The 24,885-nt window shown below is 40.3% G+C and carries 23 protein-coding genes; 13 read left to right on the top strand and 10 right to left on the bottom strand.

The window, feature by feature from the left end:
• The 4 genes from LDO73_RS02185 to LDO73_RS02170 are packed head-to-tail and all read left to right on the top strand — an operon-like array spanning nt 1 to nt 4,890.
• Entirely contained in the window at nt 1-1,227 is a 1,227-nt protein-coding gene (locus tag LDO73_RS02185) for a TolC family protein (protein WP_224059996.1), read from the top strand.
• Entirely contained in the window at nt 1,211-2,494 is a 1,284-nt protein-coding gene (locus LDO73_RS18080) for an HlyD family efflux transporter periplasmic adaptor subunit (protein ID WP_224061118.1), read from the top strand. The genes LDO73_RS02185 and LDO73_RS18080 overlap by 17 nt, the downstream gene beginning before the upstream one ends.
• 4 nt (nt 2,495-2,498) lie before the next feature.
• Nucleotides 2,499-2,921, top strand: a complete 423-nt coding sequence (locus LDO73_RS02175; RefSeq protein ID WP_224059995.1) for a hypothetical protein — start codon at nt 2,499-2,501, stop codon at nt 2,919-2,921.
• Nucleotides 2,908-4,890 carry an ATP-binding cassette domain-containing protein gene (locus tag LDO73_RS02170; protein ID WP_224059994.1) on the top strand — a complete coding sequence of 661 codons (1,983 nt, stop codon included), beginning with the start codon at nt 2,908-2,910 and terminating at the stop codon, nt 4,888-4,890. The genes LDO73_RS02175 and LDO73_RS02170 overlap by 14 nt, the downstream gene beginning before the upstream one ends.
• 64 nt (nt 4,891-4,954) lie before the next feature.
• Here the strand turns inward: LDO73_RS02170 and gntU are convergent, their stop codons facing one another.
• The 3 genes from gntU to gntR form a co-directional block, all read right to left on the bottom strand.
• A complete protein-coding gene (gene gntU, locus LDO73_RS02165) occupies nt 4,955-6,313 on the bottom strand; it encodes a gluconate transporter (protein WP_224059993.1) in 1,359 nt (452 codons plus the stop codon).
• On the bottom strand, nt 6,310-6,852 hold the full coding sequence (gene gntK, locus LDO73_RS02160) for a gluconokinase (protein ID WP_036955343.1): 543 nt from the start codon (nt 6,850-6,852) through the stop codon (nt 6,310-6,312). Before gntK ends, gntU begins: the two co-directional genes overlap by 4 nt.
• Nucleotides 6,853-7,067: 215 nt before the next feature.
• Nucleotides 7,068-8,063, bottom strand: a complete 996-nt coding sequence (gene gntR / locus LDO73_RS02155; protein ID WP_224059992.1) for a gluconate operon transcriptional repressor GntR — start codon at nt 8,061-8,063, stop codon at nt 7,068-7,070.
• 194 nt (nt 8,064-8,257) lie between these two features.
• On the opposite strand from gntR, the gene LDO73_RS02150 reads away from it, so the two are divergent.
• The 8 genes from LDO73_RS02150 to LDO73_RS02115 all read left to right on the top strand — a co-directional run bounded on the left by LDO73_RS02150 (nt 8,258) and on the right by LDO73_RS02115 (nt 16,787).
• Nucleotides 8,258-9,289, top strand: a complete 1,032-nt coding sequence (locus tag LDO73_RS02150; protein WP_224059991.1) for an ABC transporter substrate-binding protein — start codon at nt 8,258-8,260, stop codon at nt 9,287-9,289.
• On the top strand, nt 9,286-10,290 hold the full coding sequence (locus tag LDO73_RS02145; RefSeq protein ID WP_224059990.1) for a FecCD family ABC transporter permease: 1,005 nt from the start codon (nt 9,286-9,288) through the stop codon (nt 10,288-10,290). The genes LDO73_RS02150 and LDO73_RS02145 overlap by 4 nt, the downstream gene beginning before the upstream one ends.
• Entirely contained in the window at nt 10,287-11,054 is a 768-nt protein-coding gene (locus LDO73_RS02140) for an ABC transporter ATP-binding protein (RefSeq protein WP_224059989.1), read from the top strand. Before LDO73_RS02145 ends, LDO73_RS02140 begins: the two co-directional genes overlap by 4 nt.
• Before the next feature lie 11 nt (nt 11,055-11,065).
• The gene (locus tag LDO73_RS02135) at nt 11,066-11,884 is read left to right on the top strand and encodes a class I SAM-dependent methyltransferase (protein ID WP_224059988.1); all 819 of its coding nucleotides are present in this window, start codon (nt 11,066-11,068) and stop codon (nt 11,882-11,884) included.
• Nucleotides 11,881-12,726 (top strand): ModD protein, encoded by an 846-nt coding sequence (gene modD / locus LDO73_RS02130; protein WP_224059987.1) that lies wholly within the window; start codon nt 11,881-11,883, stop codon nt 12,724-12,726. The genes LDO73_RS02135 and modD overlap by 4 nt, the downstream gene beginning before the upstream one ends.
• Before the next feature lie 141 nt (nt 12,727-12,867).
• A complete protein-coding gene (locus LDO73_RS02125; RefSeq protein ID WP_224059986.1) occupies nt 12,868-14,898 on the top strand; it encodes a TonB-dependent receptor plug domain-containing protein in 2,031 nt (676 codons plus the stop codon).
• Nucleotides 14,899-15,350: 452 nt separating this feature from the next.
• Nucleotides 15,351-16,310 (top strand): winged helix-turn-helix domain-containing protein, encoded by a 960-nt coding sequence (locus tag LDO73_RS02120; protein WP_224059985.1) that lies wholly within the window; start codon nt 15,351-15,353, stop codon nt 16,308-16,310.
• Complete coding sequence (locus tag LDO73_RS02115; RefSeq protein ID WP_224059984.1) at nt 16,311-16,787, top strand: FidL-like protein; 477 nt, start codon at nt 16,311-16,313, stop codon at nt 16,785-16,787.
• A gap of 146 nt (nt 16,788-16,933) precedes the next feature.
• On the opposite strand, the gene LDO73_RS18175 is transcribed toward LDO73_RS02115, so the two are convergent.
• The 7 genes from LDO73_RS18175 to LDO73_RS02080 all read right to left on the bottom strand — a co-directional run bounded on the left by LDO73_RS18175 (nt 16,934) and on the right by LDO73_RS02080 (nt 23,364).
• A complete protein-coding gene (locus tag LDO73_RS18175) occupies nt 16,934-17,788 on the bottom strand; it encodes a hypothetical protein (protein WP_423810868.1) in 855 nt (284 codons plus the stop codon).
• A gap of 65 nt (nt 17,789-17,853) precedes the next feature.
• Nucleotides 17,854-18,405, bottom strand: a complete 552-nt coding sequence (locus LDO73_RS02105; protein ID WP_224059982.1) for a fimbrial protein — start codon at nt 18,403-18,405, stop codon at nt 17,854-17,856.
• Nucleotides 18,405-18,899, bottom strand: coding sequence for a fimbrial protein (locus tag LDO73_RS02100; RefSeq protein WP_126458441.1), 495 nt, complete (start codon nt 18,897-18,899; stop codon nt 18,405-18,407). Before LDO73_RS02100 ends, LDO73_RS02105 begins: the two co-directional genes overlap by 1 nt.
• 11 nt (nt 18,900-18,910) lie before the next feature.
• On the bottom strand, nt 18,911-19,402 hold the full coding sequence (locus LDO73_RS02095; RefSeq protein WP_224059981.1) for a fimbrial protein: 492 nt from the start codon (nt 19,400-19,402) through the stop codon (nt 18,911-18,913).
• Nucleotides 19,403-19,413: 11 nt separating this feature from the next.
• Complete coding sequence (locus LDO73_RS02090; RefSeq protein ID WP_224059980.1) at nt 19,414-20,151, bottom strand: fimbria/pilus periplasmic chaperone; 738 nt, start codon at nt 20,149-20,151, stop codon at nt 19,414-19,416.
• A gap of 34 nt (nt 20,152-20,185) precedes the next feature.
• Nucleotides 20,186-22,675, bottom strand: coding sequence for a fimbria/pilus outer membrane usher protein (locus LDO73_RS02085; RefSeq protein ID WP_224059979.1), 2,490 nt, complete (start codon nt 22,673-22,675; stop codon nt 20,186-20,188).
• A 92-nt stretch (nt 22,676-22,767) separates the two neighbouring features.
• Nucleotides 22,768-23,364 carry a fimbrial protein gene (locus tag LDO73_RS02080; protein WP_224059978.1) on the bottom strand — a complete coding sequence of 199 codons (597 nt, stop codon included), beginning with the start codon at nt 23,362-23,364 and terminating at the stop codon, nt 22,768-22,770.
• 967 nt (nt 23,365-24,331) lie between these two features.
• On the opposite strand from LDO73_RS02080, the gene zur reads away from it, so the two are divergent.
• Nucleotides 24,332-24,865 (top strand): zinc uptake transcriptional repressor Zur, encoded by a 534-nt coding sequence (gene zur / locus LDO73_RS02075; protein WP_224059977.1) that lies wholly within the window; start codon nt 24,332-24,334, stop codon nt 24,863-24,865.
• Nucleotides 24,866-24,885 lie beyond the last annotated feature (20 nt).

Raw genomic sequence — 24,885 nt, 5'->3', positions numbered from 1 at the left:
ATGCGTCTTTCACTAACAGTCATCAGTTTATCATTCTCATTAATGTTCGGAAATATGAGTTTTGCGAATCAATCCGCAGAAAACTTCGATTCATTTATGAAAAAAGTATTAGATAATTCCAGTCCAATACAGATCAAAAAATTGGAACATGAAGCAGAAGAATATAGAGCTAAGCAAACCAGCTATTTTTATTTGCCAAAATTAAGCGCATCAGGAAAGATAAAAGATAAAGGTGGAAATACGACACAGTTAACGGCAACATCGATGATCTATGACAGTGCCCTAAATAACCGTTTTAATGAAAAAAATGCTCGTTTGAAAGCCTCTGAATTGACATTAACCAAAGAGAAAGAGCAATTATACTCTTCAGTAACTAATAATTTAATTGGCATACATTACCTCAGCGAGTTAACGGGTAAAACTAATCAATTAAATAGTCAAGCTCAAGATATTTTTAAGTTGATCGATCGCCGCTATCAAAGTGGGGTTGCAAAACTCAGTGATGTTGAACAAGCAAAATTATTAATGCAACGAATTGAAACTGAACAAAAAAATATCAAGATGGAAATTGAACAATACAAGTCTAATATTGAATTAGCTTCAGGGATCGATTTTCCAAAGTTAGGTGTTAAATTACCTAATGCTTTAATTAAAAAAATAAAATCGATACAGATTAATAGTGATAGTACAGAAAAAAATACCGAGTACTCAATGTTACAGATGCAAGCTGATGCATTGAAGGAAAATGCGAAGCAACAAGATGCTTTATTTAACGTTAACTTAATCGCTGAAGAACGTTATATTGACCGAAAAAAAGTACGTAATGAGTCTTACTTTGGTGTTGAATTAAAGGTCAACGTATTCGATTTAGACAGAAAACTTTCAAAATTATCTCAACTTAAATTATATGAAGCAACAAAAGGAAAAGCTGATTATAAATATAGAGAGATTACGGCTCGAATCAAAAATTTAAAGCAAATTTCCACCTCGAATGAAATTGAATTGGCGAGTTTACAAGCACAATTAACCACTATGCGCTCTATCATTCAAAGCCAGAAAAAAGAGTACGATATCTCTCAGTCCTCATTTTATGAAATGGTCAATACGCTTTTTGATATGGTAACAATCCAACGACGTATTGCTGAGCTGATGATCAACGACATGAAAAATAAAATGGAGTATATGCAGATCACTGGAGACTTGATTGAAAGTGAAACACTATCTTAATAAACTACCTAGTCTAAAACTGCATAATTTGAATAAACTTCGCCTACTTCCAAAAAAGGTGAAAATTTTACTCGCTGTTTCATGTCTTTTTATTGCTTATATTACCTTTGCCGAGATTGATGTTTCATCCCCCGGTGAAGGCGTAATTTCAGGTATATCCAATCGTTTAGAAATTGTCAGCCCAGCATCTGGTTTTATTAATGTTTTTAATATTAAAACTGGAGATAACGTTAAAAAAAATCAGGTACTTTTTTCCTATACCAATATTGAAGCATTTCATCAGGAAAAAACCTTAACCCACCTAGTCGAATTTGCGAGTGATCGCATTGATGAACTTGAAGAAAATAGAATTCTACTAAACGCGATTTTAAACGGGGATATTACCAGTGAATCTGAATTTTTATCACAGATAAAAACAGATAAAAGTAAAGGTTTAAGTGCCTATAAAAAGTTATCTGAATATCTATTATTGCAGATGGAAACGAGTAATTTACAAGCAAAATATTCAGCGCAAGAGAAAGAGCTAACTGAGCTTAATAACCAAATTACCATCTTGAAGCGTAAAGGCGCTCTATTAATCAAAGCAGGTGCCCCTGAAATAGAAAAACTCAATAATAATGCCGATATCAGTCGAACTACCGTGCTTATCACAACTGGTGAATTAAGTGCCCAAGCGCTAATTCGAGAGATAGCGTTATCGGATAAAAAATACACAACAAATCTAATTGGTGAAGTACAAGATAACGAAGACCAGCTTAATCGATTAAAAAAAGAAAAGCTGGAAAACAACGGTCAAATGGAATTACTGAGAAATAAAATTCGTGCGAATAGCGTATTGGCTCCCTCTGATGGCGTAGTCTTAAGTATTGAAAAAGACTTAGAACAAGGCTCCTATGTTGAAGCATCTAACTTAGTTATGGTACTGAAAAAGCATCAGGAAACTCGAATAATAGATGCCAAGATAGCAGCAAAATATCGCCCATTTATTGCGCCTGAGTTGCCAGTGAAAATCATCGTGAATTCTCCTGGTTTTAAACGAATTCTTCACGGTACCGTCACAAAAATTAGCGCTGACTCCTTTGCTGATAAGGATAGATCCAGCCAAGAACGCTTTTATTCTATTCAAGTTACCCCTGAGCAAAATACCGTCATTTCATCTGAGAATGATGGTTTGCCTGTCATGGTTTATATATCGAGTAAAAAAATATCGGTATTCAACTACTTGACAGCTTTGCTTGGGGACAATATCTCTTTTAACGTTTGGTGATTTTATGCTGGGTTTCGTTTCTGCATTATCTGCTTCGGTAGCCGTCATGGTGCTACTTATGTCCGTGCTACTAGCTAACGTACTCTCCACAACCATGGAAATGGAAAAAAATAAAAATAAAGCTTTGTTAGAGGGTGTTAGCGAAAAGCAATCAACTCAGGCTGGGCAAAGCGATATCGTGCAATCCCTCGTCTTTAGCCAAGATTCCTTAAAGGTGATGAAAGATCCCAAAATAAAGACTATTAATGTGTATTGTAGTTATGGTTACAATTTATCTTTTAATTCTTCAATGACTTATACCATTTACAATACGGTTTTAATTAAAAAAAATCTTCCCGGTATCACTATTTTGGCAGAAAAGCCGATCAACGATACAGAGAACGAAAACACCTGTTTTTTAAAGAGTACCAAGCATGAAAGCAAATAATTTCCATGAAGTTATTAATAATTATTTCGGTATTTTAGGGGAATCTTTTAATTCACCAGCTCCTTCCTATGATTCAAAATATATTCTTAATCATATTAATGAGTTTATCGATAATGAGTTTTTTACTTTTAATTTTTCACCCATAATATATTCAGAAAATAGCATTTTACCGATGATTTTTATCATGGAAATCCATGACGGGAAGTACATTCTGATCAAAAATCAAGGCGGAAAGTTTACCAATTTAACTACCCAGACCAAAATCACAGAACTACTTTTAGACAGTAAAAATCTATTTTTCTTTCGCTCTGTAGCCAAAGAGCTTAATGATGAAAAAATTTTTCATTCTCTAATCCGTTTAACCCCTAAATCAACCCTATTCTCATTGCCACTGGTTTTGTTTGCACTTTTACTTCCATTGTATTCAAACCTATTTAATTCTCGTTTAGTCTATAGCGAATCTATCGCTTCCTTGCTATACATTAGTACCATTTTTATCTTTGTGGTTGGTTTAGAGTTTTTTATTAAGCATATTATTCATGAATATAATCTCAAAAAAATCAAAAAGAATATCGGGTTATTTAATCGTTACTTTGTCAGTATGCTCAAACACGCGAATTGTAAAAATGCATCAATAAAAATACGAACCGCTGAAGCGTCAATTATGCAGGTATGGGAACTTAAACCGCAGATTATCTATGATATAGGATTAGCAGTATTATTTACTTTATGCATTATCGGTATGCTAGGATTCTATTCTATTTTGCTCCTACTTTATTATGCTGGGCTCATTTTTCTCTGTTTACATATCCGATTTCGTTCTTATAAAAATATGTTACGGGCGAATAGCTGCAACTATGAAAAGTCCGCTATGTATTATTCACTAGAGCAAAAAAAGCAGGAGCTTGCGTTTATTAACGATACACATTTTAAACAGTATATTGACTTAAAAATTGATGAAGATGAAAAGGTTAAACTCAAACTCAATGATGCAAATCATCACTGGATGGAAGTAATTAAAACCAATAGTTTTTTGTCCATGGTTGTGATGTATCTAGCCTCCTACTTAGCCATTGGCAGTGGGAGTTTAAGCCTAGCTTCTATTATTGCTGTTCTGATCATTAATGGGCGACTTTCTGGTGCAATTACTGGCGCAATTAATCGCTTATTCATGGTAAAAACCCATTTATTTCATATTCAATCCAGTGTTTCCCAACTGACAAAAAACACCTTTTTCCATTCAAAAGAAAATGGCATTGTCATTGAGGAGTTAGAGAGCTTTAAAGTCAAAAAAGTCACACTTAACTTTAATGGAAAAAAGGTAATTAGAGACTTAGACTTTGAAGCGAAGCCGGGTGATATCGTTGGAATTTCAGGGGCTTCAGGTTCAGGAAAAACATCATTAATTAATGTGTTGAATGGGACATCCAATCATTATTCAGGTGAAATTACGATTAACGATGTTAATCTCAGTGAAATCTCAGGTCGATTTTTCCAAGAAAAAGTCGCCTATCATTCAGGGTCATCTGTTTTCTTAAACGGCAGTATTCGCGATAATTTCAATTTACATGGTGTATTTGATAATGCGTTGATTATTCGAATCACAAAATTATGCTGCCCTAAACTGGTACTGAGCAAAGAGAGTTTAGATGATGTATTAGTTTGGGATGTTCAAGCCTCTACCGGAGAAAAGCAAAAATTAATGCTAGCAATAAGCTTATTAAAAAAACCGGAGATTATCTTCCTTGATGAATCCACATCTTTCATGGCTTCCCACGATGCATTGACTTTTTTGACGACCATTCGCCAGCAATTAGAATTAGAAAATACCATTATTTTCTTTGCGACTCATGATTTAGGACTCGCATCTTTATTTACCCAACATATTGCTTTATCGAATCAAACAACACACTCCAAATCAATCGTTAGCACAAATGAAATTGTAATCCCTAAAATTTCATTAAACTAAATAAAAAAACCAGCTTATTTCTATAAGCTGGTTTCTATTATTAGCGATATTAAAAATATTGGAATTACAGGAACATAAAGAAAATCATCCCGACAATCGCACCCGTCGTTCCTAAAATCGTTTCCATGATGGTCCACGTTTTTAAGGTTTGAGCTTCAGTTGCCCCTGTAAATTTACCGAATAACCAGAAACCGGAGTCATTCACATGGCTCAGAATTAATGAACCACCAGAGATACAAATCGCTAATGCCGCCAGTTGTGCGCCAGAGTAACCTAGCTCACCGATAACAGGTAGGACTAAGCCAACTGTCGTTAAACATGCCACAGTCGCAGAACCTTGGATAACACGTACTGCACCCGCTAAGACAAAACACGCGACAGCAATCGGTAAACCTGCGCCAATCAGTGAGTCACCTAATGCTGGGCCTACACCTGAGTCCACCAGCACTTGTTTGAATACCCCACCTGCACCAGTCACTAACAGGATGATACCCGCCGGTTGAATTGCCGCAGAACAGACCGCCATCACGCGCTCTTTGTCCATACCGTAACGGAAGCCTAAGCCATAAATTGCCAGCAAACATGCCAGTAATAATGCAGTAAATGGATGGCCAATAAACTCTAACCAGTTCTCTAGATTCGAGCCTTTTTCCACAAAGTGAGTCCCGATGGTTTTTAAACCGACCAGCAATAATGGGAACAATACGAGGCTCAAACTGAAACCAAAGCTTGGCATTTTGCCGTTAGAGCTTTGTGGTGCTTGGTAGTCAGCAGGAATTTCAATGCTAACAAATTTACTGATAAAGCTACCAAACAGTGGTCCTGCTAAAATCATGCTTGGAATAGCCGCACACAGACCAATTAAGATCATCCAGCCATAATCTGCTCCCATTTGTGAGGCCACCAGCATTGGTGTTGGCCCTGGTAGCAGGAAGGCTGCCGCGGCTGCCACACCGGCAAACAGAGGAATAGCTAAGCGAACCACGTTGTGACCAGTGCGATTTGCTACCGCAAAGACCACGCCGATGAGTAAAACAATTGCGACGTCAAAAAACAGCGGTAATGCACAGATAAGACCCGCGACACCAACTGCATAATGCGCACGCTTTTCACCAAAAAGGTCTAATAGCTTATGAGCGACCTGATCCAATGCGCCCGTTTCATGCAGGATTTTACCGAACATGGCACCTAAGGCCACGACGATAGCGAGGAATCCTAGAGTTCCTGCCATCCCTTTTTGCATGGTTGCGGTAATATCTTGGACTGGCATACCAGAAAATAGACCCGCGCCAATCGACACAATCATTAATGCCACAAAAGCGTGTAAACGCGCGTACATCACTAAAAATAGCAATAACACCACCGAGCCAACGGCGGTCAGTACCAATGTTAAGGTACTTAATGTTTCTACTGGTGCGTTCATGCTTTATCTCCCGTCATGATTTGACGAATGGTGGCACAGGTATTGTCGATAACCTCATTAAGTGCAGGACGGATATCAACCGCATAAGCGTCGGCTTCTTGGGTATCTGGTTCTTGCAGTGTATCGAACTGTGATTTCAACATTTCTGGTTTAAAGAAGTGACCACGACGCGCTCTTAAACGCTCTTCAATCACTGCGGCATCGCCTTTCAGATAGATAAAATAAAGATTTTTATTATCTTCACGAAGAATATCGCGATAGCTCTTTTTCAATGCAGAGCACACAACCAGAGAAACTTGATTGGTTCTTTGCATTGCAAAAATGGCACCGTTCAGCGCTTCTAACCATGGACGACGGTCGTCGTCATTCAGCGCATGTCCAGAAGCCATTTTCATAATATTGGATTTCGGGTGCAAAAAGTCCCCGTCTAAAAAAGCAGCTTGTAACTGCTGAGCAACGCCACTCGCCACTGCGGATTTGCCGCTACCCGATACCCCCATTAAGACAAATGTGTAGTTTTGATTTTGGGTATCACTCATAGGAAACTCCTCGGGTGTTGAAAAGAGGTTATTTAATTCTAGATTTGAAATTTAATTTAGGTTGTTATTCCGGTGCCCTGATTGCATGTTACCGGTAACAGGTTACGGGTAACATTATTGCTAGTGGATATTTATTTAGCAATTAGATAGGTGAAGAAAACAGCGGAATTGTGATGGTAATCGCAATAATCTTTTGCTGACTCGATGCAACCTTGCTAGATACTTTCACCAGTTAGTAACTTAAAACCAACATCGAATTTTTTCTGCGATAATTTCTCACCGCGCATCCTTGCCAGCAGCACTTCTGCCGCCTTGCGTCCCATAAGGTCACGGGGGGTTAAGATACTGGCGAGTTTTGGCGTCATGACCTGCCCTACGTCATGTCCGTGGAAGCCAGAAATGGCCAAATCGTTGGGGACATTGATCCCTAAACGCTGACATTCAAAAATAGCGCCGATGGCTAAGTCATCGTTGGTACAAAATAACCCATCAGTATCGGGGTATTTTACGCGGCATTCTTGAAGTAATTGTGCGCCTAGAGAATAAGAGGAGCTCTCTTGAGTCATTAAATTACGCGGAGTCAGTTTGGCATCGAGCATGGCTTTTTCATAACCTTCCAAGCGGATGATTGTCCGCTCATCCTGCCTCGCCCCTAAATAGACCACTTTTTTGCAGCCACGGTCGATCATCGCCTGCGTCATTTGGCGAGACGCTTCAAAGTTATCAATGCCTACCGCGGCATCAAAACAAGGCGAAATGCTGTCCATAATCTCAACAACGGGGATCCCCGCCGTTTTTAACATGCGCAGAGTGCGCTCAGTATGGGTACGTTCCGCTAAAATCACGCCATCAATATTATAAGAAAGTAGCGAGGTTAGGCGCTCCTCCTCTTTTTCTGCGCGATAACCATAGTGCGCCAACATAGTTTGATAACCGTGTTTGTCGGTGACGGCTTCAATACCGCGGATCACTTCTGCAAAAACTTGGTTGGTTAATGATGGCAATAGAACGCCGATGGCGTGGCTTGTCGCATTAGACAAAATATCGGGCGCTTTGTTTGGGATATAGCCTAATTTCTCCACTGCACTGGCAATTTTCCCGCGCAAGGATTCTGAAACTTGCTCAGGATTACGCAGAAAACGGCTCACCGTCATTTTTGTGATACCGACTTGGTCGGCTACATCTTGCAAAGAAGGTCTTTTATTCTTCATATATCCCAGATTATCTATAATACGCCGTTATATTTCGCTATGTTCTGCGATCTGCCTGTGGATATCAATCCTTGATATTGCTTTAAATCACAGAATCATCGACTTTTCAGTACTATCTCATTTTTACTGTTGACTCTGTTGCCTGACTTCGCTAATTTTCGCGCTATATAAATATAAGTATAACGATATTGATTATGGCAATGAACAGAAGACATTTTATCCAATCCTGCGCTGTCCTTGCAGCATTCTACAGTTTACCTGCATTTAGTCGCAGCCCTGTCGCAGAGGCATTATTCGGTACTTTACCTGTAAGCAGTAACATTCAAAAAGTGATCACGGCGGGCCCGCCCGCAGACTTGCTGATGTTTGCCCTCGCCCCAGAAAAAATGGTGGGTTTTGCCTCTATTAACTTGAAAAAAGGGAACAGTGAACTGTTTGCGCCACAATGGGTGAATTTGCCTGTTTATGGTCGTCTTGCGGGACGCGGTAGCACGTTATCCCTTGAACAATTATTGGCTTACCATCCTGATTTGATCCTCGATACTGGCAATATCGATGAAACCTACCGTTCCCAAGCAGAAAAAGTCGCCAAACAGACGGGGATCCCGTATTTGCTGATGGACGGCAAGCTGATTGATGCCCCGCAACAGCTTCGCCAGCTCGGTCGCCTATTGAATGTCAACCAGCAGGCTGAAAAACTGAGTATGGTAGCAGAACGCTATCTTAGCAATGCGCAGCAATTTGCACTGACTCAACAACAAAAGCCCCTCAGTTTTTACCTCGCCAGAGGTGCAAAAGGGCTACAAACCGGCACAAAAGGCTCTATTCACACAGAAGCCATCGAAATGCTCGGTTTTCGCAATGTGGTGGACATCAACAATTTCCACGGTTTGACCGATGTTTCGATGGAACAACTGTACCAGTGGGAGCCCGATATCATCATCACCCAATATGATGAATCCGTTGAATTAATCACTCACTCGCCATTATGGGCAGGACTCAAAGCCATCACATCGAATAACCTTTTTGTATTCAGTGGTATGCCATTCGGTTGGCTAGATGGCCCGCCGGGGATCAACCGTTTACTGGGCATGAGACGCTTACAGAGTCACTTTGATAAAGCGATTGAAGAGACGATGACTCACGATCTCAGACAATTTTTTGTGCTGTTCTACCACTCATCGCTCACTCAAGAGCAGGTCGACTTGCTAATGGAAAGGTCATGACGGCGAGCTGGCTCAACACCAAAACCAAGCCATTATTATTGATGGCTATTTTGCTGCTCTGTTTTCTGATGGCATTAACCAGTGGTAAATACTCACTAACCTTGGAAGAGCTATATCGCTTGTTTATCCAAGCGCCCGTCGATGACCCTCGTAGTAATACGGTATTTTGGCAAATTCGCTTTCCGCGTGTCTTAGCTGCCATCTTAATTGGTGGCGGGCTGGCGATTGCTGGCGCAGCTTATCAAGGGATGTTTCGTAACCCGCTAGTATCCCCCGATATTCTTGGTGTTTCGGCAGGAGCAGGCGTGGGGGCGGTTTTGGGGATATTTCTCGGACAGTCTCTGGTTTCTATCCAACTGTTTGCTTTTGTGGGTGGACTTATCACCGTGGCAGTGATGTATCTGATTGCTCGTCTAGCCCGCCAGCACGACCCCATTCTGTCCCTTGTGCTGGTTGGAGTTGCAGTCAGTGCGATTTGCGGTTCTGCCATCTCGTTAATGAAAATTTTAGCCGACCCTTACACTCAACTCCCTTCTATCACGTTCTGGCTGCTCGGTGGTTTGTCCTCTATTACTCAGCAAGATTTATGGTCAGTCCTGCCCATCATGATAGTGGGTTTTATCCCCTTATTGATGCTGCGTTGGCGCATGAATTTGCTGAGTTTATCCGATGAAGAAGCCAAAAGTTTAGGCGTAAATGTCACGCTCAATCGCACCATTTTGATTATTAGCGCAACACTGATTACCGCCAGCACCGTGTCGATTGCCGGTATTATTGGCTGGGTGGGGCTAATTGTTCCCCATATTACGCGAATGATAGTGGGTGCTAACTTTCGCTATCAACTCCCTGCGGCAATGGCCATCGGCGCTATTTTACTGCTGATCACCGATACGCTAGCTCGCACCATTGCTGCCATTGAGTTACCGCTAGGGATCTTAACCTCTGCCGTGGGTGCGCCCTTTTTCTTAGCCATTTTGCTGCAAACAAGGCGGGTTAAATGAGTATTTTAACCTTAGACAATGTGGCGATTGGCTACCACCGCCAAGCCATTATCGAAGGCATTAACCTGCATTTACCTGAAGGTGAGATGACCTGCTTGCTGGGCGCTAATGGGTGTGGAAAAACCACCTTAATGAAAACCTTATTAGGGTTACTTCCTGCCATTGATGGGGATATATACTTGCAAGGGCAATCCATCAACCGACTGAAACAGCGAGATATCGCGAAAGTGATTGCTTACGTACCCCAAGCTCACGACACGCCCTTTACGTTTTCAGTGGTAGATATGGTGATGATGGGACTCACCCCCTATCTCTCTGCGTTCAGCGTACCGGGGGGAAAAGAAAAAGCCAGTGCCATGGAGCAATTGACCCAATTTGGTATTGCTCACCTTGCAGAGCGCTTGTATAGCACCCTCAGCGGAGGAGAAAAACAGCTGGTTTTAATTGCCAGAGCCTTAGTCCAAAAACCTAAGTTATTGATTATGGATGAACCCGCAGCTAGCCTCGATTTTGGCAACCAAATTCGACTGTTACAGCATATCGAAGCGTTAAAGCAACATGGGATCACGGTGTTGATGTCCACCCATCACCCCCAACATGCTGCCGCCATTGCCGACCATGTCATTTTATTAAACAAACAACAGCAGGCACGGCAAGGCTCGACTCAAAGTATGTTAACGCTTACTAACTTGGCAGAACTTTATAATATCGATGCACCGAGTATTACGGCGCATTTTCAGCTTCCAATCAATTTTACTTGTTAAGGGAAAGCGTCATGCTTATTCACCAACTCGATTTTGCCGCGATGTATCAGCAGCATATGCAACAAGCCCAACGCACACGCAAAGAGCCGGAGCATTGGGATAAAAAAGCCCAGCAAATGGCGCAAAATTGTGCCAATCCGAACGATCCATACTTAATTCGCTTTCGCCAATTAATGGATTTTACGGGTGCAAAAACCTTGCTGGATGTGGGATGCGGCCCCGGCTCCATTAGCCTTTATCTCGCTAACCAATTTCAATCTGTCACCGGCATTGACTACAGCGCAGGTATGCTCGAAATGGCCAATATTCGTGCCAAAGAGATGAACGTCACCAATGCACAATTTAAAACCCTTGCATGGGAAGATAGCTGGGACGATTTACCAAAAGCCGATATTTCGGTGGCCTCCCGCTCTACCCTCGTAGATGACTTAAAAACCGCAATGTTAAAGCTCAACCGCCAAACTAACTTACGCGTGTATACCACCCACACCGTTAACCCGACATTTATCGATGAAAAAATTATCCGTGAAATTGGGCGCGAAGTGGTTAGCCTGCCAACCTATATCTATGCTGTGAATGTCCTGCATCAAATGGGGATCCACGCCCGTGTCGACTTTATTAAAAGTCCAAATCGAGGTGGATTCGATAACGTGGATGCGTTTATCGATAGCGTAAATTGGTCTCTCAAAGATCTCACCGAAGAAGAAATTGAAAAACTTCGCGCTTACTACGAGAAACAAACCGCAGACGGCAAAACTCTGCCGTTCCCATCTCGCGATTGGGCTATGGTGTCGTGGGATGTGGTGGATGAAGCGGAACTGACATTATGATCTACTTGCCTGATACCCTGATTGACCAGCTGCTTCTTGACGATATCCAGTATGGGGATCTCACCAGCCGCGCCCTTGGCTTACATACCCAGCAAGGCACCATGACCTTTACCTCGAAACTTGGCGGCTGTATCAGTGGGTTGGATATCGCCCAACGTATGCTCACAAAGCTGGGCATACACAGCGAGTGCCTATTTCGTGATGGGGATATTGTGGATCCACAAAGCCGCTTAATTCACGCGTCCGGCTCGGTTGAAGCACTACATCAAGGGTGGAAGGCAGTCCAGAATGTCTTGGAATGGTGCAGTGGTGTCAGCCACTACACCCATCAAATGGTCACGATATTAAAAAAATATCGCCCTAATGGGCAGCTTGCTTGCACACGAAAAACCATTCCCGTGACCAAGCCCCTTGCGTTAACCGCGATCCTCGCTGGCGGTGGCATTATCCACCGTGCTGGCAGCGCAGAAACTATCTTATTATTCACTAACCATCGCAACTGCCTTACAAATCCCAATGATTGGCAGTCTCATGTTGATACGTTACGAGCGGCAGCCCCTGAGAAACAGATCATCGTTGAAGCCGATGACTATCAGCAGGCCCTGCTTGCCATTGATGCCAACGCCGATATTGTTCAGCTGGATAAACTTCCTGTGGAACAGATTCAGCAATTACAACGTTTGGTGAATGAGAAAAAGTCTCGCTGCCGCTTATCCATTGCAGGGGGCGTTAACCTGCAAACCATCGAAAGTTTCGCTCAAACGGGCGTCCCATTATTGGTGACCTCCGCGCCCTATTACGCAAACCCGAGAGACATCAAAGTACAGATATTTAAATCTTAACCCCCCAAGAACATAGATTTAAAACCTTATCCTGCGGCTAGCCGCGGGATGGTGTTTTATGGCAAAAGTGACGCTTATCGTTATATAAAAATAAATATATCGATATCAGTCGCAGTAAAAACTAACTGGAAATTATTAATAATGAAAATAAAACAAATTACCTATTTGATAGGAATGGCGTTATTCGCAACACACGGGCAAGCAGCAACCGCCACTCCAGAGAAAAATCAGGCGCAAGCTGACGCTAGCCGTGATGTGATGTCAGTTTGGAGTACCCCACTCGCCGCTGACGCTAACGTGATCACTGAGTCGCAAATGAAGCAACTCAATAAAACCAACGTGGCTCAAGCCCTCAGCACCCTACCCGGCGTAGCGATTCAAAAATCCGGTAACCGAAACGAAACTCAAGTGAATGTGCGTGGCTTTGACAGTCGCCAAGTACCTGTTTTCTTCGACGGTATCCCGACCTATGTTCCTTATGATGGCACCCTTGACCTTGGGCGCTTTATGACCAGTGAACTGGCGAGTGTCGAGCTTTCTACGGGCTATACTTCCCTGTTACAAGGCCCGAACTTAATGGGCGGTGCCATCAACTTAACTACCGCAACCCCGAAAAAACCGTTCGAAGCTAATATCAGCCTGAACCAAGGCTTTGCGCGTGGCGCAGACAATGCCCATAACGTTAGCGCCCGCCTTGGTGGTCGCAATGATTTAGGTTTTATTCAAGTCAGTGGCAGCCAATATAAGCAGCGCTTTATGGGCCTGCCTAGCTCTGATGATAATAACCCTTATGCGGGGACTCACGGACGCCGCACTAACTCAGCCACCGATGATAAACGTTTAATGTTGAAAATGGGCTGGACGCCACGAGAAGCCGATGAGTATGTGGTAACTTACATTAAGCAAGATGGTGACAAAAATAGTGCACCGAATGCCAACTCCGATAAGCAGCAGATCTGGCAGTGGCCTGCTTATGATAAAGAAAGCATCTATTTTAATGGCACCACCCAAGTTACTGACGGTATTGCCCTGCAAAGTCGTGTTTACCACGATTCATTCAAAAACACGCTGCACCAGTACAAATCCGTCAAAGATTATCAAAAAGGTAATTATAACTACAGCCGCTATGACGACTACAGTAACGGTGCAGACCTACGCGCAGACTTTACTGTACGTGAATTAGACATGCTGTCATTTGCTGCACACTGGAAAGAAGACGTTCATCGCTCTCGCAGTAATAAAACCAATCCATTTGACCGTTATAAAGATCAAACCTGGTCTGTCTCCACGGAATACCAATGGGTTGCGACTGATAAGCTCGATATCATCGGCGGGATTGGCTATGACTGGCGTGATAGTGATGATGGAAAACGCTATATATACAATAAAAAAACGGGCGCAATGGAAGGCGTTCAACATTATGACAATAACAACCAACATGCCTTTAACTGGGAGATGATGGCGCGTTACCATTTAGAAAATGAAGATACCGTTCAATTCTCGGTTTCTGAAAGAACACGTTTCCCAACACAGAAAGAGCGCTACACCGAAAACAAAATGAAGAATGATGATTCATTCCTCATTAACCCGCATTTAGATGCTGAGCGCGCACTGACCTTTGATTTAACTTACAAAGGGCATTTCACTCCAGAGTGGAGCTACACCGCAAGCACTTACTATAACCACGTTTCTGATGCCATTATGGCGCACCATGTTGGCGAGAATAAAAAAGGTGGCGCATTACTGCAAAACCGTAACAGCGGCAAAGTGGATTATATCGGTGCGGATTTAGGTACCACAGGGCAGATCACTGACTGGATGGAAGCGGGTGTGAACTACAGCTATATCCACGCTGACCCGAAACATTACAGCGTACGCCATGTTTCAGAACTGCCAACTCACAAAGCATTTGCTTGGGTGAAATTCACGCCATATCAGCCGATGAGCATTACGATTACAGAAGAAGCTAGAAGCTGGGCATTTAACTATGTGGACAGCGAAGATAAGGTACGCGGCTTCGCCAAAACCGATCTCCGCGTGGACTATGACTTAGGGCATGGGCTATCCGTGAACAGCTCAGTCAACAACCTGTTCGACAAGTCCTATGAATATACTGATGGCTATATAGAAGAAGGTCGCAACTATTGGCTAGGAATTGAATATAAATACTAATACGTAATTATATAAGGCAAGAAATTACTTTCTTGCCTTATAAATTGAGAAATAAATTGTCTTATCAGTTAATTTGACCTATAAATAGAATTAAGCGAAATCCCTTAGGATAATTCCTATAAATAACCCTACTTAACGCCCTTGAAATTTAGTTTTATCTACCGATATAACAACAAAAACGAATATATTTATAATAATAAACTGGCAATAATATTTTATATAGTTTATTACTCCAATATGATATTCAAATCAATATTTTTGCTAATTTATAGCAAAAAAGCTCATCTCCGAATACTTGAAGTTATTCCAATCCCTATTTAGACTATACTCATAATTAAATTAATAAAAATATATAAATCCCCAGAATAAATTTAACTTAAATTACACTAAGCCACTAATTAATAGTGGCTTAGCTATTGAATTATTTGAATTTCAGAGAGCTGACGGTAACTATGATTGAAAAACATGATTATACAATCGATAACAAGTTTATTTTTGAGCACAGGACAAGTCGTATTTTTCTAAAAGATGATCCAGATCAACATATTGAATTATCTAAACCTGCCGCTCGATTATTTGGTGAAATCCTTTTATTAAATTTAAAGAAAGGAATTGCTACCCGAGACGAACTTCTTACAAATGTTTGGGAGGAATATGGTCTGGTTGGCTCAAATAATAATTTAAACACCTATATCAGCGAAATAAGAAAAAAACTTGAGCTGGTTGGTATTGATCCAAAAACAATTGTTACGGTTCCCAAAAAAGGATTTAGAATCGATAGTCATCTATCCAGTATTGCAATGGATAATGACAACAAGAAAACTGTATCCAGTGAAATTATCACTTCAGATAATTATGGGATAACAGAAACACTTGTCACCCCATCGAAGAACTTACTAATACCCCAAAATACCGAACTTACAAAAGTATCTATTTCAAATGGTGAAAATGAAACCGCAGAACTTAATACTCCAATAAGTAAAAGTACCGACGATTTAAAGACGAAACCCATTATAATTTCAGAGGAAATCGCCACTAAAAATGGTAATCGAAAAGGTAGAATGCTTTTATTCGCTATCATTTCATTCATCTCGATTGGATTATTTTACTTATTTATCAATTCACTAAATTCAGCCGGTGATGAAAGGAATAGCTATACAACGTTTGGAAGCCGAGATAATTGCGTATTCCAATCACCGGTAAAAATGAATGAACAGGCAAAAAAAATCAATCTCGATTTTATTAATAAAAAACTAGATAAATATAATATTGCCTGCGAAGAGCCAAAACGAATTATTGTTCTTTCTGATGTCAATGCCTCTTACTCATTCGATAAAAATGCTGCAATTAGTGTTTGCAAAGAAAAAAATAATAAGTTTGACTGTGTTTCCATTAACGATCAGAGAATTTAAATGAAAAAGTATCTTATTACTGCAGCTCTAGCTGCAGTTATTATCCCCATTACCTATGCGACCTTTGCAAAAGATAAAGATGATGTAAAACTTTGTCATTCTGAAATTGTTTGGATAAAAGAAAATGGCACACCGGATGGTGTTATCCTTAAATCTAAAATGTCATTGCAGGTTTCAGATAATCATAATGGAAGAATGAATTTTTATGGTTATATAAAAAACCAAGAAACAATTTATCGATTAGATCGTGCTATTTACTTTTCCTATACGCCAGTAGATAAAAAGGGAAATTATGCAATCGTAATGAATTCTTCATCAGTCACAAACTCTGATAGCACCCCCAATGAAGTATTTTCTAATTTCATTCAATTGGAAAAAGATAAAATAAAATATTATGTGAATGTTACTAAAATGGAAGATAATGTTTATATTTTGAAGGATGAGGCCTATTCTGCCTTCACTTGCTATGTTGAATAAGCATAAAGCTTAATAAGTTCTATATTAAAAATACGTACTTTAGAATAAATAAAAAAGATAAAAAAAAGCCTACCAACATTTACGTTTAAGTAGGCAAAACCGTCAACATGGGAAAATGACGAATACAAAATTCTTGCTTCTTTACATCATGGAATGGTCATTACCAGTGTAATTACACCACTAAAGTTACCCGGTGCAACCGTACCATTCGTTTTCAATACAGATTCTACTGTCACAAGCTCATTCGTATTTGCTCTTGCATTGATAACAGTACCAAACCAAGCAGGTTGACCGTTCAATGTCACTCGTGACGCCAGTTCACCATTCGGACGCAAATTCACGTACTCTTGCAACATGTTTGAAGAAACTTTTACTCGCATGTTTTGGTTACAAACAATAGAGAAGAATCCGCGTTGCGTATTTCCATTCAGCTCCCCAGTATTCAATGTACCGTGATCTAATTCCATTCGGTTATTTGCAACATAATTGAAATAACACTTACCTGCAGGTGGAGGTGCAATACCACAAATTCCACCGGGTAGCATTTTCGCAGAACCACTAGTGCGGTTCGTGTCTAAAAAGATACCGACACATTCATCTGCTGTAATAGCTCCAGAGTGACGACTATCCCCTTTTTTAGGAAAACTCAAACCACATTGGTTTTGCGCTGCATCGATAATTGATTGCATCGTCTTGTAAGTCGCGAAATTTATGGAACACTCCCAGTCTTTACGAGACCCAGCCCCCCCAATATTTGGAGCTGTATGTAAATGGTTAATCGTAAAATAGCAGTTCCTAGCACCACCAGAACCTAGAACAGCAACACATGGGTTTGGTTCCGTAGGAGAGTTCGCTTTCCAATAATCAAATTGGTAATAATAGGTATGGCTACTACCTGAAGAGACAATATCTTCAACATACGAGAAATACGTCGACCCATAACCAAGAGAGCTTATAAAAAGCAACGGTATTAAAAATAACCTTTGAATTCGTTTTCCCATTTCAGTTCTCTTTATATACTTAGTAAAGCTTAGTTAAATCAAAGCAATAGACTTTGATAATAAAATTACTCGTACTCAAATATAAATGTTGCAGTGGCTGATATTCTACCGACTTTCACTTGTTTATTATTCACAACATCCGATGTCGCTTTGATAAATGAATTAAACTGTAATTCATTCTTACCCGCTTTGCTGATTGGCATTAGCGATGAAAATTGGTTAATTTTCATCGGAGTCCCATCCGCCAACTCAATAAAAATACCGAGTCCTGGGTTTAAATCACTGCCCGCCAACGCAAGGGAACCCGGCAACAGTAAGTTTTCAGTTCCTGAGAATTTCACTTTCAACTTTTGGGCAATGGTCAAATCGCAATCTGACAGCACTAACGTGAAGGATTCATTAGGAAATTGAAATCCCGGCTCATAGATATCCAACAGTCGGATATCACCAAAATCGACTTCAACCTTTGAGTTTTCTGGTAACACCACACAAGGTGCATTTACCAGCGTTCCTTTGATTTTCATATTATTCTGCGCAGCTTGCGCAGGCATCGTTGCTACTGCAGCGAGGTTTCCCAGTAATGCAAATAAAATTCCAAAACGTATTTTCTTATTCATTATTGGTACTCCACTAGCATGGTTCCGTTTGCAAGAAAGTCGCCCGTTTTCAGCTCTTTATTGCCATCACGAACCAATACAGCCCAAAGTACCCCAGGGTTACTTGGGTTAATTAAATATTTTTTGCCTAAATCTAAAGTTTGATCACCCAGTTGAAATTTAACCGCAAGGTTAGTAACGCCAGTATTCAATCCATTGGTATCAAATGCACTTTTTGCGCCATTTAATGTTAAATACATGGCCCAGTTGTTCTTGTTTTCTTCACACTGGATTTGGTAATTCACTTGTCTCTTTTGAGCATTACCTTGAATGGATTTAATGGAAACGTTACCAAACTCCACTTCAATATCTTTACCATTATCAATATGGCACGGCGGCGGGGTGATTAAATTACCTTTAATCAGAATGTCCGTTTCGTTATCTCTCGCCGTTGAAGCGAAAGGGAATAAGATAAACAGTAAAAACACCCCAATAAGCTTATAAATGTCTCGCATGTTTATCACCCTTATTGATACTCGACTTTGAGTGTCGCATTGGCCGTAAAAGCTTTCGCTGGTAAATCAGCGCCACTTTTCTTCACCAATACTGCAAATAATTTAGTTGGTGATGCAAAGTTAAAACCGCGCCTACTTTTTAATGGAAAATCACTAGCATCCGCCTTAAAAAGGACACCGAGATTATCGACACTCGTTTTAAGCACCCGCTGGTCAAACACAGCGGGTGTGCCGTCAATATACATATTCAATTTTGGTTGAACGCCATCTTTGCAGGTAATGGTGTAATCCATTGGCTGTTTATACACTTCACCTTCAATACGCGTAGTCATGACATCGCCAAAATCGACTTCTATGGCTTGTCCATTATTAATCTGGCAGGGTTTGGATAAGACGACCCCCTTAATTTCTACATACAGATAGCCTGAAAATCCAAAGGCACCTGACGTAAAAAGAGTCGATGATATCAATAATACCTTGGCTAAATTTTTAATAGACATCATAGCGGTAGACCTTATTTTCTAGGTACGACAGAACACTCAACCGCGCTGCAGTTAAATTTCAAGTCAATCGTACCGCCAAAATCGTTGAGATATACTAAGGTTGGTGATGTCCCGATATCCCCTGTATTTTTTCCTAAGCTAGTTTCACCGCGTGGTGGAACCATAATAGGTTCAAAATCGGCAACTTCCGTCTTACCTTTGCTGAATTTAGTGACTGATAAGAAGTAAGGGGTTGGGTTTTTGACGATATATCCACTGCCCTGTTTTATCAGTTTAATGTCATTCTCTTGAGGAATAGTTTCCATTCTTTCTTTCGTAGCAATCGCAGCAGGACGATAGAACAGTTTTATTTTTGTTTGTAACGCAATTTGTAATACGTTGGCTTTTTCACTGCGCGGTGGTATTTCTCTCACGTTTAGGTAATAAACACTTTCCTGATCTTTCGGTAATTTAGAGATAGCAGGCACAGACTGAATTTTAATTTGGCTTTTTGAATCTGCCTCAAGCCTGTGTACGGGTGGCGTCACAATAAAGGGAGAATTTACTTTTTCATCTTTATCGTTTTCTATCCATGCTTGCGCTAAATAAGGGCTGATTTTGTGTTCATTACTTAAACCTACGCTCACTGATTTATCGCCCTCGTTGTAAATCACACGAGTTCTATCAATAGCAATGGCTGCATAAGCTGACTGAGCCAGTAATGAGGCGCTTAAAATTGCGACCGCATTGCGTTTAGTTAATAAATTCATATTTTCACCGTTGACGTTAAAAATTTTTTTTTAATTATTTACATGGCAGTAAAACATCATGCTCCATGTTGCTATCTAATTTTTCAGGCAGTTGAATATGACATGAAGTATCATCACCCCACACCACATCAAGCGACTCTGATGGGTTAACACCCGCTAAGTAAACAAAACCTTTATCTGAAATAATTCCAACTTCTACTTTCTTCGCATTTTTTACTGAAGCCCCAAATGGTGGATAGCTTCCATCAGCTAAGCTGATAATTCCCATTAATTTCTCACCCGTGATGACATTAAATTTACGGTAACCAATGGCACCTTCTGTCAGGGTTGCATACTGTGTGGATTGCAATGCTTCTGCATTGTCCGGTACGTTTTTCAGATCAATATTTAAGTTATTACGGTTGTAGTCCATCACACTGGTGACCACCGCTTTACCGTAACGGTTAGTTTTTATTGGTGTTACTCCATTTAAGATGGGTACATCTGCAACACCATTAGTATCGACTAATATTCGGGATCCGCCACTAATTGAGTTATTACGGTGTATCGCGCCACCTTCAGGTGTCATCGTCATACCGCCTTTTAACTGCATAGAAACGGCAGTTTGGTTATCCTGAATATAGGTACCACTCAAATTCAGCTGGCTTCTATCGCCATCATAACTGTATGTACCCGCAGTCGTGACTTTATCTTTATCCCAGTTACCTGCAGACACAGAGTAAGAAGAGCGATTATCAATTCGGCTATAATAGTTAACGTTATTGGAGTTATTCCCCCCAGAATAAGAACCAGAATAGCTTATGCTCGACTCATTTTTATCTAATGGGATCATGAGGTTTAAATAAATACCATCATCATCACTTTCGCGTGATTTCGTTTTATATGCCGTTAAGCTCAGGCTGATATTTTTAACTTTGCCAATATCAAAATAGTTTGAAAGCGTAAAGTTATACTGATTCGTTGATGCTCTATTCCAATAGGTTTGGTGCGAATAGTTCAAATACATGTTGGCGTTATAATCAGGGAACGCCGTACCAAAGATAATGGTATACAGTTCTTTACCGCTATCGACCGTATCGCCTTTATAGCGACGATCAATAAACTGGCTCATGGTCATATAATTTCGTTCAGAGAATCGATAACCCGCAAACGTAATCTGACTGTTAATTTCGTCAAACTGCTTAGAATACGTTAGGTTATAAGAGTTACCGGTTAACGTTTCATTGTCATCCAGTCGACCCATTTGTGCGCGAGAAATGTTGATGTTTCCTGATAACACACCAAATGGCGCAAAGTCACGACCTAAACCAAATGCAACGTTTTGATATTCAGATGATGCCTGTAAACCACCATAAACCGTGATATTGTTTGTCGCCCCCCAAGAGAGTGACCCCATGCTAAATGCAGGGCCTTGAGTATCATGGTCATCTTTAGTCGGTTTACCCATCACAAATTGATAAATCAGCTGTCCAGGGCGTGTCAACGTACCCAGTCGAGAAGTTTCCACCCGATAGCTGCTTGTTGTGCCATCTTGTTCTTGGATCACTACATCCAGCGTACCACCACCGAATGAGTTCACATCCTGAATACGGAATGGACCAGGGCTAACTTCTGTTTGATAAATAATACGGCCATCTTGTTTTACCATGACTGTCGCATTTGTTTTTGCAACACCCGCAATTTCAGGCGCATAGCCTTGTAAGCGAGGCGGCAACATGGATTCGTTGGTTTCTAAACTCGCACCAACGTAACGAATACTGTCAAACAAGTTTGATGCTAAATATTGCTCCCCGAGTGTTAAACGCGCACTCAGTGAACGAATCGCTCTATAGGCGTATAATTGGTTCCAAGACCATGATTTGCTGCCTTTATTCAGCTCACCATTTTGAGTTTGCCAATCGGCACGCAAACGCCATGCACCGAAGTTTGCACCCATTGTCCCTGTGGCCGTCAGACCTGATTTCGTTCCTTTATCGCCGGTTTGTTTATTAACAACGCGTCCTGTCGCGTTATAGTCAATAAATGCACCCATGATCCCGTCATCCCAACGAGATGGTGGGTCCCAATCAGGGTCTGAGTACTCCATGTAGGCCTGAGGAATATTGAACTGTACAACGTTCTTTGCCAAATCGCCTTGAATGGTCATATCTGGAACTGAGCGAATATCCAAACATTTTCCATCATCTAGCCATTTGACTTGGCTATTCCACTCCTTTTTTAATCCCAATAATGCATAAATTTCAGGCGTAATACATGCCAACGAAACTTTGTCGTCGTAATTAGGATTAAAAAAGGTGATAGGTTGTTCCATAGAAACTTTAGCGCGGTTAACTTCAATCGCTAAAGAGTAATCCCCAGGGGGGACATAGTTGGCGTGAGAGAATTTACTGAAGTCGACGTTTTCTTTACCTTCAGAATCAATGAAGTCGGTGTTAAAATCAACGGCCTCTTCAGAGAATGCAACCATTGGCGTTAACATTAAAAGCATTAATTTTGTAATTAGATTTAGCTTCATGCTTTTCATTAACTATGCGCCTATACAAACAAACACAATGAAGACGGTATGAGAAATATGGCGTATGACTACGCCATATTATTCTCTATAGAAACTGACTATTATTGGTAAACAATTTTGAAGTTAGCTACAGTGTCAAAACGACCTGTTGTAGCTTTCTTAGTTGGATCTTCGTTACCTTTAACGTATGCAGCGAAGTGCAGAGTAGTTTGTGAACCGTCACCATTGTTTAACGCATAGCCGTCACCAGTACCTGGGAATGCTTTACCGAATTCAACAACTTTATCAGCGCCGTTAGTGATGATGATACCAGCGTTTTTAACTTTACCGCCTAAGCCCAGTAAGTCACCAGTGAAGCCTTGGAAACCATTTACTGTAGAACCAGTAAATGTGATTTTTGCGTTTTTGTAAGTTTCAGTAGAGCAGTTTTTCAGAACGATATCGAACGCTTTGCTGTCTGAACGGAATTGGTTAGAAGTCAGTTCGTGTAACGCGATTTCGCCGAATTCAACTAATTGCTTCAGGTTGTCAGCATCGATTGAACATGGAACGTCATTAATGAAACCAGTAAAACGGATTTCACCTTGTGAGCTTTCTACTGGTGCAGGAGGAGTTGCTGGATCAGCAGCTAAAGCAACACCAGAAACGCCAACACCTAAACCTAAAGCTAGAGTTAATGCTAATTTATTCAGTTTCATAAAAGTTTTCCTTTAAATGAGTAGGAACTGCTATTTCTCTTTTTTCTCTTTCCTGCTTTCATTGACGCAAAATTAAGTCTATTTACTTAAGTAGTGCACCCTTGAAAATTCCTCTAGCTTTCCTACTTGATGAATTTCATTCAGGTTAGAGATTTTTTTATATAAACGAGCTCCATCTCATTTATGTGATTTAAAAAACAAAACTCATTAAGCCAACATTCTCACTTCTAAATTAATTACTGAGTCATTCATTAATTAATTAAAATTGATATAGAACACTAAATGAATTCTGATAACTACCTTGTGATATTTTCTGATGTCAATTCTACATACGTGACATATGTTGTCAAAAATCACCCAAATAAAGCGTTGACTTGGTTTTTTATATCGACAAAGTGCATACAAACAACTTTTATCCACTGAGTGAGTACTTAAATCTGAAGAAATGATAAATTACTTAGAAAGATTTATATGAAGACTTCATTTTACATTTATAAAAATGTCTAAATATTGCAAAAAACCTATAAATATAAAAACCTATATTTATATTTAAATACAACTTAATAATCCAGACTGATGCAAATTTATTGAATTTAAATTCTGAAAATCGTATTTTTTTTACCCGTAATCGCTACATAACAAACGAGGCGTAAGATAAGTCTTAATTAAAATTAACGTCAAATAGTAACAATGAATTTCAATAATTGTTTTTATTTGGTTAAAATTAACACTCAATGATTAACTAAAATGCAGCAATTAATGATTTATTTAAAATAAAAAAAACCACCTTTTAAATAAGATATTCATTCTTTATTAACGTTACCTTTATTAAAGTTAAAATTGCGTATTCAATTTAGTAAAAAAACTGTTCATTTCATCACCACCATTTCAAACACAACAGAAATGGAAGTTATGGTAAACTAAACAGTAATAAAAACTTGAAGCTATCTAGGTGGGGCCAAACAAGATGAAAACAATCAGTGAAGATAAGCTGCTTACGACGGCCGAACGTATTTGCCAGTCTCGAGGCGTGCGTTTGACCCCACAAAGAGAGACTGTTTTGCGGTTAATTGCGCAGCAACACGGTGCGATCAGTGCTTATGATTTGCTAGATTTACTGCGTGAAATAGAGCCGCAGGCTAAGCCACCTACCGTTTATCGCGGTTTAGAATTCCTCATGGAACAAGGATTCATTCATAAAATTGAATCCACGAACAGCTATGTGGTTTGTCACCATGTCGATAATCCAAGCCATATTTCAGTGATGTTGATTTGTGATAATTGTGGCAATGTGACCGAAAGTGACTGCACGACTATCGAGCAAGCGATTAGCACACTAGCAGAAGAAAATCATTTTCATCTCAGGCATACGGTGGTAGAAAACCATGGCTTATGTCAGAAATGTTTTGAGATTTCCAATTGCCAAGATCATGAACACTGTGAGCATGACCATCACACTACAGTCAGTGCAAAAAACACAGTCAGTTCAAAAAAGAAGTGATATAGAAGAAATGGTATACA

Source organism: Providencia alcalifaciens, from assembly GCF_915403165.1.
Lineage (GTDB): Bacteria > Pseudomonadota > Gammaproteobacteria > Enterobacterales > Enterobacteriaceae > Providencia > Providencia alcalifaciens_C.
This window is presented reverse-complemented; position numbering and strand designations above follow the sequence as displayed.